The sequence below is a fragment of the Alteromonas sp. IB21 genome, assembly GCF_016405965.1.
In the GTDB taxonomy this organism is placed as follows: domain Bacteria; phylum Pseudomonadota; class Gammaproteobacteria; order Enterobacterales; family Alteromonadaceae; genus Alteromonas.
Genome location: NZ_JAEFCD010000006.1, coordinates 159,696 through 168,477, shown reverse-complemented (window position 1 = coordinate 168,477; position 8,782 = coordinate 159,696). Strand labels below are relative to the sequence as shown.

Annotated in this window: 9 protein-coding genes; all 9 read left to right on the top strand. The window is 43.2% G+C overall.

Annotation, left to right across the window (positions count from 1 at the left end):
* Positions 1-399 precede the first annotated feature (399 nt).
* The 9 genes from JC525_RS06480 to JC525_RS06445 all read left to right on the top strand — a co-directional run bounded on the left by JC525_RS06480 (position 400) and on the right by JC525_RS06445 (position 8,727).
* On the top strand, positions 400-1,179 hold the full coding sequence (locus JC525_RS06480) for a transporter substrate-binding domain-containing protein (protein WP_233095018.1): 780 nt from the start codon (positions 400-402) through the stop codon (positions 1,177-1,179).
* Between the two features lie 211 nt (positions 1,180-1,390).
* The gene (locus tag JC525_RS06475; RefSeq protein WP_198815086.1) at positions 1,391-1,744 is read left to right on the top strand and encodes an HvfA family oxazolone/thioamide-modified RiPP metallophore; all 354 of its coding nucleotides are present in this window, start codon (positions 1,391-1,393) and stop codon (positions 1,742-1,744) included.
* A gap of 154 nt (positions 1,745-1,898) precedes the next feature.
* On the top strand, positions 1,899-2,750 hold the full coding sequence (locus JC525_RS06470; RefSeq protein ID WP_198815085.1) for an HvfB family MNIO-type RiPP peptide maturase: 852 nt from the start codon (positions 1,899-1,901) through the stop codon (positions 2,748-2,750).
* Complete coding sequence (locus JC525_RS06465) at positions 2,747-3,511, top strand: HvfC family RiPP maturation protein (protein WP_198815084.1); 765 nt, start codon at positions 2,747-2,749, stop codon at positions 3,509-3,511. Before JC525_RS06470 ends, JC525_RS06465 begins: the two co-directional genes overlap by 4 nt.
* A gap of 237 nt (positions 3,512-3,748) precedes the next feature.
* The gene (locus tag JC525_RS20095; protein ID WP_256253717.1) at positions 3,749-3,871 is read left to right on the top strand and encodes a hypothetical protein; all 123 of its coding nucleotides are present in this window, start codon (positions 3,749-3,751) and stop codon (positions 3,869-3,871) included.
* 22 nt (positions 3,872-3,893) lie between these two features.
* Positions 3,894-4,430: an adenine phosphoribosyltransferase gene (gene apt / locus JC525_RS06460; RefSeq protein ID WP_105929287.1), complete on the top strand. Its 537-nt coding sequence runs from the start codon at positions 3,894-3,896 to the stop codon at positions 4,428-4,430.
* A 41-nt stretch (positions 4,431-4,471) separates the two neighbouring features.
* On the top strand, positions 4,472-7,315 hold the full coding sequence (dnaX, locus tag JC525_RS06455; RefSeq protein ID WP_198815083.1) for a DNA polymerase III subunit gamma/tau: 2,844 nt from the start codon (positions 4,472-4,474) through the stop codon (positions 7,313-7,315).
* 38 nt (positions 7,316-7,353) lie between these two features.
* Positions 7,354-7,680, top strand: coding sequence for a YbaB/EbfC family nucleoid-associated protein (locus JC525_RS06450; RefSeq protein WP_014998895.1), 327 nt, complete (start codon positions 7,354-7,356; stop codon positions 7,678-7,680).
* Positions 7,681-7,875: 195 nt separating this feature from the next.
* Positions 7,876-8,727, top strand: coding sequence for a hypothetical protein (locus JC525_RS06445; protein ID WP_233095017.1), 852 nt, complete (start codon positions 7,876-7,878; stop codon positions 8,725-8,727).
* Positions 8,728-8,782 lie beyond the last annotated feature (55 nt).

Sequence of the window (8,782 nt, the reverse complement as noted above, 5' to 3'; positions counted from 1 at the left end):
ACTCTCTGTTGGAGAGAGTGGATAAATTTGGTCAATTAATTAATGCAATTGGTATTAATTGTCGCGCTGCCTAAACACGGTTGTGACATTCCAAATACGTAGCAACATCCAACAAACGAATACGTTTGTTAGCGTTTTTCTCTTTCTTTGATAAGCGGTATAGGTCATCTGCCGTCAATGTTGTCATCGTTTAACGTTATGATTGTATGATGAAGTGGTTAAATAAATTAGTTCGCGTTTTAGAATGGGTTGGTATGAATTGAAAATGTACGCTAAATACAATATTTGGTGACAGCCAAAGAGCAACTGTAAACTAATTCATACTCGCTATTTTGAAATGTAATTTGATCAAAAAAACTTATTCCACTAAATTTCGGATGTCGCTAGCAGATTTATACAATGCGAAGTTCACCACATGTGCAAAGAGGAGAGCTGCTTTTGAGATTCCTTGTTATTGCAATCTTAACGCTACTCTATACACCGTTGTATGCCCAGCCTTCAAAACTGACTGATGAGAATACCAAGGTAGTTCTTGGAGTTGTAGAGTTCCCTCCTCTTGTCGTCAAGAGCACCGACAGCCTTGGTTGTTACGGCGATGCAGTCACTATTTCAAGAACTATACTCGAACTGGTTGGATATCAAGTGGAAGTTGAGTGTCCACCGCCAGCTAGGTTATTTGAGAGAATTAGAACAGGGCAGGTTGATATTACTGTGAACGTTAAGGGTACGAAAGCTTTAGAAAATACCGTCACCTTTATCGATAAACCATTCACCTACCTTTCTATTGTACTAATGACAAATTTACACGTCGACAATAATAAGACTGTTGCGGCTATAAGAGGGTATGACTACGTAGGCATGAGACAAGTGTTAGAAAGTGAAGGTTACACATTTTTTGATATGGCGAATAGTTCTGATGCAATCCAGCTTTTTCAGTTTGGACGGACTTCGCATCTGGCGACATACGAAGCGCCCTATCGATATCATATAAAACGTAACTCAAACAATATTGATGACGTAACCGTCTCTATGAGAAAAGACATACCGACTTTTCTAGCAATCTCCAACGCTAGTGAAAAAAAAGAGGAGCTTGCGAATAAGCTCTCAAAGTTATTCGCGTTGTCTTATAGTCAAACAGTTATAGAGCAAATGCAGACCAAAAATAGTGAGAGTCAATGAATTGTAGCTACCTAATTCAACGTTCTGTTGCCGTATTCGCTTTCATTAGCGTCAAATAATTACTTGATTAAGATTATAAAATTCATATGCTTACTATTCAGGTTTAAAAAAAGTTAATTTTTTTGAAATATCCTTTGACCGCACAGGGTCTTTTACATTACACAGTACATACTGTGCGTCAAATATGTCTAATCTTATTGAGGGTATAACAATGAAACAAATCAAAAAATCATCAGTAGCAACAGCTTTAGGAGCAGTTGTCATTGGCTCTTTGGCGTCAACAGTAGCGGTTGCAGACGTAAATCCATTTGGTATGCAGGCACTAGAATCTGGTTACAGCCAGTTTGCAGCTGAAGGTAAGTGCGGCGAAGGCAAATGTGGCGGCGACAAGAAAGCAGAAAAAGAAGGTAAGTGCGGCGAAGGCAAATGCGGCGGCGATAAAAAGGCTGCGAAAGAAGGCAAGTGTGGCGAAGGTAAATGCGGAGGCGACAAAAAGGCTGCAAAAGAAGGTAAGTGCGGCGGCGACAAAAAAGTTTCAAAAGAAGGTAAATGCGGTAGCATGTAACATATGGGGATATGACATTGTGTAGTCTCTAAGCGAAAGACTACGAAACGTCTACGCATGTTGTATTGAAAAAGAATGGCCGTCTAGTGATGGCCATTCTTGTCTGACAGCGTAGGTTGTTACTTGGCAATCCCATGTAGGTAAAGGGGAAAATATGAGACAGATCAAAGGCGCGGGTTTAGGGTTTCGTCGAGAGATGCTGCAAGCACTCCTCCCTACATTGCCATCTGAGGTCGACTTCTGGGAAGTTGCGCCAGAAAATTGGATCCCGCTTGGTGGAAAGTACCAGGAACAATTTCAGCAGGCGTCTATGCAGGCTCCCTTTACCACTCACGGTCTCTCTCTGTCTATTGGTAGTAGCGATAAACTGGATGTCGAGTTTGTTAAAACCGTAAAGCGATTTTTGGATGTAAACGACATTACGCTATACAGCGAACATCTAAGTTTCTGTTCTGGTAATGGTCACTTGTACGATCTAATGCCAATTCCTTTTACTGAAGGCGCAATAAATCATGTGGTGTCTCGTATAACCCAAGTGCAAGATATTATCGAAAGACCATTGGTTCTAGAGAATGTATCTTATTACATTGCGCCCGGACAGGAGATGGACGAGCTAGAATTTACTTCGCGTATCTTGAAAGAATCGGGCTGCCTTATGCTTCTCGACGTAAATAATGTTTACGTGAACAGCATCAATCATAAATATGACGCGGAGTCCTTTATTAACGGCTTACCGTCAGACAAGATTGTTTACGGGCATATTGCTGGCCACTATGATGAGGCCGACGACTTGAAAGTAGATACTCATGGAACCGATGTTATCGAACCCGTATGGAAGCTACTGGAGCACGCGTACCGTACACACGGCGTATTTCCAACTCTCCTCGAACGTGATTTCAATATTCCGCCTTTAAATGAATTGCTAGCAGAAGTGAAGAAGATTAAACAGATTCAAGCACGATGTGAAAAGACACATCGGTTAGATGCTGAAGGAAGCGTAGCGTGACACAATCATTTCAAGCAACGCAAAATACATTCGTAAACGCAATAAAAGATCCGCGAACATTTTACGACACCGATGGAGACCATATCCGTCGGATGAAAATCTATCAGTCATTATTTTTTAACAATATTGATAATTTTATCAGTACAGGATTTCCGGTATTGAAATCAATTGTATTGGTGAAATTTGGTGAAAAAGGATGGGAAAGCGTTGTGCGTCAGTTCTTTATTGAGCATGAATGCCGTTCCCCCTATTTTGCGGAGATCAGTAAAGAGTTTGTAGAGTATCTTTCAACTGAGCCTGTCTTCGATATTTCACTACCTGCTTTTGCAGCAGAACTTGCACATTATGAATGGCTAGAGCTTGATGTAAGTATAAGAAAAAATGAAGAAGGCCTAGAATTTTTTACTTCTGGTCAAACCGTCAACGGTGTTCGTGTGTCTCCCTATGCCTCTTTGGCGGCGTACCAATATGAAGTGCATTTAATAGGTAAAGACTATATTCCAGTGCAACCGGCGCAAGAGCAGCAATTTTATGTGGTTTACAGAGACCGCAATTTTGATGTGCAGTTTGTCCATGTAAATCCAGTCACCGCAATTTTAGTGAATACATTAGAGCAAAGTGAGAATGGGTTGAGAATAGACCAACTTTCTCAGTCTCTAACCCAGCAAATTCCTCAAATACCCGCTGATGTGTTGGTAAATGGTATGAATCAAACCCTTACAGACATGCTAAATAAAGGCATTTTAGTTACTATAAGCTAAATTTTGCCTCTATTGAGACGACTAGCTTATTGAAGTTAACATAGATCCGATAAAACCTTCCGTTGACGCAAGGTGCCAATAGCGTTTCAGTATTATTTCTTATGCTTATATTAAACTTTCGCTAGGAACTGTATTGAAAGTGAGCGATCAGTCACATTAGCGCTGTCAATCACGCGTGCTTTCGATTAACATTTAACACCATTTTTTTTGTTCACAAAAATTGTTTAGGTAGTGCAAATGGCTGACAATTCAGATTTCAAAGAAGTCTATAACAAGTGGTACTTTCTAGCATCGCTAGTAACTCTAATCGCGTTCCCGTTGATGCATATCATCGCCGGCTGGTTCACCTTCTGGTTATAACGCAGACATTCAAGGCATAATTGTGACTGCAGAATATATTAAATCAGTTGTGAAAACCGTACCTGACTATCCAAAGCCAGGTATTTTATTTAGAGATGTGACTAGCGTTTTAGAAGATCACAAAGCGTTCAGTAGCTGTATTTCGTTACTCGTAGAAAAGTATCAGGGTATGGGATTTACCAAGATTGCAGGTACTGAAGCGCGTGGGTTCCTTTTTGGTGCGCCATTGGCCATCGAAATGGGCATTGGTTTTGTTCCAGTGAGAAAACCCAACAAACTTCCTCGTGAAGTTGTAAGTGAAAGCTACGAGCTTGAATACGGCATGGATACTTTGGAAATCCATAAAGATGCCATTGAACCAGGCGATAAAGTACTTCTTATCGATGATTTACTTGCAACTGGCGGAACCATTGCCGCTTCAGCTAAGCTGATCCGTTCGCTGGGTGGTGAAATTAACCATGCAGGTTTCGTGATTAACTTACCTGATTTAGGCGGTGAGAAAAAATTGAGTACGCTTGATATCGAAAGCTATTCTATTTGTGAGTTTGAAGGCGAATAATCGTCTTAAAGCGTAACTAGCAAAAGGCGAAATACGTAATAATGAGTTATCAGGTACTAGCAAGGAAGTGGCGTCCAGGTAAGTTCAGTGAGCTTGTGGGTCAGGAACATGTCGTCTCTGCCATTTCAAATGCTTTGGATAACGATCGTCTACATCACGCTTATTTGTTTACCGGTACGCGGGGCGTAGGTAAAACCACAATTGCGCGTATTTTTTCTAAAAGCCTTAACTGCGAAGAGGGGCAAGGTGCCAACCCTTGTGGAGAATGTAATACCTGTAAAGAAATAGAGCAGGGCAATTACGTAGACTTACTCGAGATTGACGCGGCTTCAAGAACGAAAGTCGAGGACACTCGCGAACTTCTTGATAATGTTCAGTATAGACCCACTCGCGGCCGTTACAAAGTGTACCTTATCGATGAGGTACACATGCTTTCTAAACACAGCTTCAATGCGTTGTTGAAAACGCTGGAAGAGCCTCCGCCTCATGTAAAGTTCTTGTTGGCGACAACCGATCCACAAAAGCTCCCTATAACGATTTTATCGCGATGCTTGCAGTTTAATCTGAAGGCAATGTCGCGAGAACAAATAGTCGGACAGCTACAACATATTCTTCAACAAGAGCAGTTGCCCTTTGAGCAATCGGCTTTAGCGCTGCTGGCTCGTGCGGCGCAAGGCAGCATGCGTGATGCGCTCAGTTTGACTGATCAAGCTATTGCACAAGGTGGAAATCAGGTTCTGGCATCTGTCGTCACTGACATGCTGGGTTTGATGGATAAAAACCAACTACTTAAAGTAGTGCATGCGGTTGTTAGCAAAAGTCCTGCGGAAGTACTTCAGTTGGTTAATGATATTGCAGAGCAGGCGCCAGACTATGATAACGTGCACGGCGAACTTGCCAGCTTGTTACATCAAATCGCGTTGACCCAGTGGGTGCCTGAAGCGTGTAAGTTAGAAACTACATCCGCGAAAGCAATATACCAATTAGCCAAAACTATTCCTGTTGAGCAAGTGCAGTTACTTTATCAAATTGCATTGCAAGGTAGAAAAGACCTGCCGTTCGCGTCCGATGGTAGGAGCGCTTTCGAAATGACGTTGATGCGCATGATGTCATTTGCGCCACAAGTGCCTATTGCTGACACGACAAGCGAAATTGAAAACGGGAGGAGCGAGCATAGTTTACCCGTAGATCATGCTTCTTCCAGTGGTGGCCTGGGAAACGTCGGTAAGCAGGAGGAAGCGCCAATAAGCGAAACTCCTGCAGCAGTAACACAGGAGCAACCCTCCCCTGACGTCGTTTCACAACAACAAATCACCCATGGCGAAGACGTTAGCGCAACGCGTTCATACACTCCAGCTGTTTCCGATCCAGAACTTGCCTTTGAGAATATTAACGTACCAGCGGAAACCGAAAATACTCTCGATGAGCCGCCTCTAGATGCATACATGGACGAAATGCCACCGCAGTCGGGAGATGTCACTCCTTATGATGCAAGCGATACCCTTCGTTACAGTGAACCCTTTCAACACGAAAGGGCTCACATTCAGTCCAGCGATGAATTTGAGTTGGGAGCGCTCAGCACAGGTAGTGAGGTGAGAAGTGATGAAGTACAACCACCTTTATCGGCGGAAGAGCAGCTAACGTCGACGGCTGATATGTTGGCTTTGCGTCAAAAACTTAAGCAGAAGAAAGCCCAAGACGCCGACGTTCAAAATAGTAAGGCTGCTAACGCTGCAGGAGAGAGTGCGAGCGATATTCAGGCTCGTTTTGCCAGAAGTAAGGCCGCGGCATCAAAAAATACGTTCTCAGATCGTGCAACAGACCCTATCTCAGACGTCAACGCTGCATCAGCGCCCCCTGAACTAAATGCTGGTTCAAAGCAGGAGAATGACAACAGCCTTGAGCGTGAAAGTAGCCTTGAGCGTGAAAGTAGCCTTGAGCGTGAAACTAGCCTTGAGCGCGATGATAGCCTTGAGCTAAAGAACAATACAGAGCAAAATTTCAATACTCTAGACGAGAGTAACAACAGGGGACAGAATGCGAATAATGGCATTCAAGCCACTGCAACAAGCGAAGCGCTCAGTAACAGTGAACATATCGCGAGCGCCGCAGCCCTACGTAACACTGCATCAGCTTATATTAATAGAGAACCTCTAAGCGATAATGCGGCTGAAACAAATGACTTTGCGCTTGATGATTTTGAAGAGGATATGCCTTTTTCAAACGATGAAGTCAGTGCACAACCGAGCCTTGAGCCTCAGCCACAAGACGCACCGCCGTGGGCGACTGAATTTGATAATGCACCGCCACAGCATTTCGAAAATTACGACGATGCAGAAACCTTTGTAGATAATAATACAAGCCCAAATATCCCGCTTCCCGAGCAGCGGGGAGATATAGGGGATCGTTCTTTTGTGCGTGATGCGCTCGATTTTGATACGCCCCTCAGCAGCACTTATAGTGGTAAATTAAATGCTTACTTAAACGATGGAAGTAAGTTAATTCACGCAAGTCAAATAGATGAGTGGAGTAACCTTGTTGAGCAGATGCCGGTCGCTGGGTTACTTAAACAGCTGGTTTTGCACGCCTCATTTTCTCGAAATGGTAACCAAGTATCCCTTGAAATTGACAACAGTCAGACGCACTTACTTAATGACAGCGCGAAAAAACAGTTAGTTGACGCAATACATCATGGTTTAGGTGAAAACGTAGAGGTAAATATTACGCTAGGTGAACCATCCTCGACACCTTTTGCGTTACAACAAGAGATTCATGCCATGCGCCACGCGCATGCACATACGGTCATTAAAACCGACGAAACAATTCAATCATTGCTATCGACTTTCGATGCGTCAGTGCTAACCGATACGGTTAAAGCGCGATAGCATAATTATTAACACCAAAACGAAGCGAGACAAATATTATGTTTAAAGGTGGAATGGGCAATATCATGAAGCAGGCGCAGCAGATGCAAGAGCGCATGCAAAAAGTTCAAGATGACTTAGCTAAACTAGAAGTTACTGGCGAAGCAGGTGCCGGTATGGTGAAGGTAACCATGACGTGTAACCACAACGTGCGTCGAGTGGACATTGACGAGTCATTAATGGACGACGATAAAGACATGGTTGAAGACTTAGTCGCAGCAGCGTTTAATGACGCCGTTCGCCGTGTTCAAGAAACAAGCAAAGAGAAAATGGGTGATGTTACTGGCGGCATGCCGCTTCCTCCTGGCTTCAAAATGCCGTTTTAAGCTACAAACTCCTTATTTACTGGTCTCTAGCTTTGTAAAAAGTTAGGGGGCAAATAGGGGAAGTGGTTCTGAAAGCTCTGGTTAATCCAGAGCTTTTTCGTTTTCTATCCAAAGCAAAACCTCATGTTTTAGCTTTAACAAACATGTGGCAATCATTTTTTAACAAGGGCTTGCTCAATTACATAGTCTCACGCAATGCTAGCACTAAGTGGGAATTTAATTTCGAGCGTGAATCAAGGCTACATTAAAAAGTGTTTAGAATCGCTGGCAGGGCTTGCACAGAAGCCCTGCCAGCAAGTAAAAGAGGATAGGATATCAGATGATAAGGCCTCAATTTTGCTTGCTAAGATATTTAAACGTTTTAAAGCTCGGGATGCGGCGATAGCTCCTTTGAACAAGCATACTGGTGATGCGGTTTCGATTTGGCGCGATACAGGACAGGTGTATTACTTAGAAAACACGCTAAAACTCACTTATCAGTCTAACTCAGGTGCGATTACCATTGAAAATATGTCTCTTGAATCACTTCCCCGCGTCCTCAAAGAACTTCAAAATTTAGGTGGTAATTCTTCGCTCGCTCGCCAAGAGGTCGCAAATCAAACGGATGCATTTTACGTTAGCGTTTGTGGTGTAACCTGGCAGCGCTCTTCTGATGGAAAAAATGTTCGTATTAAAGCGCTTCCGGAAGCTGCAGTGTTGAGAAGTCCTACCGCATGTTTTACAAAATCGCAGGCGGTATTTAAACATGCGTTTATGTTGGAACATGACGACTTATTGTCACCGACGTCGTCTTCAAACATACCAGGCATCTACACGTACAATCGCATTTCAATCGCAGATTTTACCGAGCAGTTAAAACGCTCAAATGCACAGATAGCGCCCTCCCACAAAGCAAAAGTAGGCATCCAATATGAAAACTTTACAAGTGCATTTACTGAGCATGAGCAGGCGGTTATTGACCAATGCCTTGAAGCGGAGTTTTTCGAGAATACCGGTGACGACCACGGGGGAACAAACCTGCTGTCAAGCGACAATAAGGGAAAATAGAGAAGTAGCAGCGTTCTTGTCTGAATTCATCACGCTCAGGCAAAAACGGCTCTGC

Bases quoted from the DNA above. Each gene is read 5' to 3' on its own strand.
- JC525_RS06480 (WP_233095018.1), top strand. From the start codon at position 400: ATGCGAAGTTCACCACATGTGCAAAGAGGAGAGCTGCTTTTGAGATTC.
- JC525_RS06475 (WP_198815086.1), top strand. From the start codon at position 1,391: ATGAAACAAATCAAAAAATCATCAGTAGCAACAGCTTTAGGAGCAGTT.
- JC525_RS06470 (WP_198815085.1), top strand. From the start codon at position 1,899: ATGAGACAGATCAAAGGCGCGGGTTTAGGGTTTCGTCGAGAGATGCTG.
- JC525_RS20095 (WP_256253717.1), top strand. From the start codon at position 3,749: ATGGCTGACAATTCAGATTTCAAAGAAGTCTATAACAAGTGGTACTTT.
- dnaX (WP_198815083.1), top strand. From the start codon at position 4,472: ATGAGTTATCAGGTACTAGCAAGGAAGTGGCGTCCAGGTAAGTTCAGT.
- JC525_RS06450 (WP_014998895.1), top strand. From the start codon at position 7,354: ATGTTTAAAGGTGGAATGGGCAATATCATGAAGCAGGCGCAGCAGATG.
- JC525_RS06445 (WP_233095017.1), top strand. From the start codon at position 7,876: ATGCTAGCACTAAGTGGGAATTTAATTTCGAGCGTGAATCAAGGCTAC.